General features: G+C 43.2%; 1 protein-coding gene and 3 pseudogenes. All 4 read right to left on the reverse strand.

Going from position 1 to position 1267, the window contains the following annotated elements:
- Positions 1 to 194, reverse strand: a pseudogene (locus R8N28_RS25370) (pyridoxal kinase); the annotation flags it as partial.
- A gap of 87 nt (positions 195 to 281) precedes the next feature.
- A pseudogene (locus tag R8N28_RS27495) lies at positions 282 to 440 on the reverse strand (peptidase M20); the annotation flags it as partial.
- 30 nt (positions 441 to 470) lie between these two features.
- Positions 471 to 650 (reverse strand): hypothetical protein, encoded by a 180-nt coding sequence (locus R8N28_RS25375; protein ID WP_021453916.1) that lies wholly within the window; start codon positions 648 to 650, stop codon positions 471 to 473.
- Positions 651 to 869: 219 nt separating this feature from the next.
- Positions 870 to 1034: pseudogene (locus R8N28_RS27500) on the reverse strand (hypothetical protein); the annotation flags it as partial.
- Between the last annotated feature and the right edge of the window lie 233 nt (positions 1035 to 1267).

Below are 1267 nucleotides of genomic sequence, written 5' to 3' on the forward strand. Positions count from 1 at the left end.
CCATCCGTCAACGCTAGTAATTCATCGACAAGGCTTCTACCGACAAACACCTCATGGTCTTGTATTTGTTGTGCATTTTGAACAGCATGGATTGGCCATATGTCCAACCCCATTCGTTGAACAGGAAACCCGGTCACGCTGCTACTTAAATGCCTAACTACGCCGTAAGTTTTAATTGAAATGATACCTTTCATCGCTATGCCTACATTACTTTGCTTTACATCGATTCATTGAGTATTCGGCATAGCAATTACGCTCGAATCCCTCGCTATCAAGTGTTCTCACAAATAATCGAGGTTATCCATAAGCTGGTAGAAGAAACCAATTGAACGGCCGTATTCGTCTACACGGATGCGCTCATTCACACCATGGAAACCTTCAAACTCTGTTGTATTCTCCAACTGAGTTGCCGTAATCGTGTAAACATCTGGCGCAAAATCACTGCGATCTTGATTGGAAATTGTTGGGAATTACACCGCTTTTGATAGGCGTTTTGCTGCCCCATCTAAGTCGACCTTAACTTCGATTTGCTCCACGCCTTTCATCTGCATTGAGCTAAAGTCTTGCTCGCCTGCCGCCCAAGCTGCAACGCCCGCAGTAAGGGCAATTGCTGAAGCGACGCCAGCGAAAATTTTTGAATGTTTTGTCATGTCCATTTTCCTTTTCAATAGGAAGTGAATTGGATTATTGCTCGTTGATATGGTCAGTATTATCGAAAAGCGTTACCTCAACCAATCGCTTATGTAGGACCTAACCCTACAAACGGTTTCATCGTATAAGGACGTAATAGACAACCATCAAAAGCTTCACTCACAGAGCTCATCACCTTTGGGAGCTGGTGACATAGGAATGCGCCGAAGTGTTACAAGTCAGCGCTTTTTCTGATCTGCATGCTTCATGTGAACATCAATTTGAGGGTAAGAGATTTCAACATGATTCTCTTTGAAGAGTTGATTAATTCTCTTATTCACCAAATGCAATGTTGGTAAACGATCATCAATGGAGTTGATGTGAAATCGAAGCTCGAACTCTAAACTTCTATCGTCAGGGCATTAATCGTTTCCGGCCAAATCGACGAACACTGCCCTTGAGTAAGCTTAGTCAATGATTCATTGTCTAACATGAACAAAAACGGGCATTGATGGACATCGATGATCTGGCAATAGCTCTACTGTTCAGGCTTTGAGTAGCAAGCGCATCACTCTTCGGTTTTCGGTGCAGAACAAGGCTCAGATTTTACTTACACCATTTGTAGGATGGCGTCCTA

This window comes from Vibrio sp. Vb1554 (assembly GCF_033344235.1).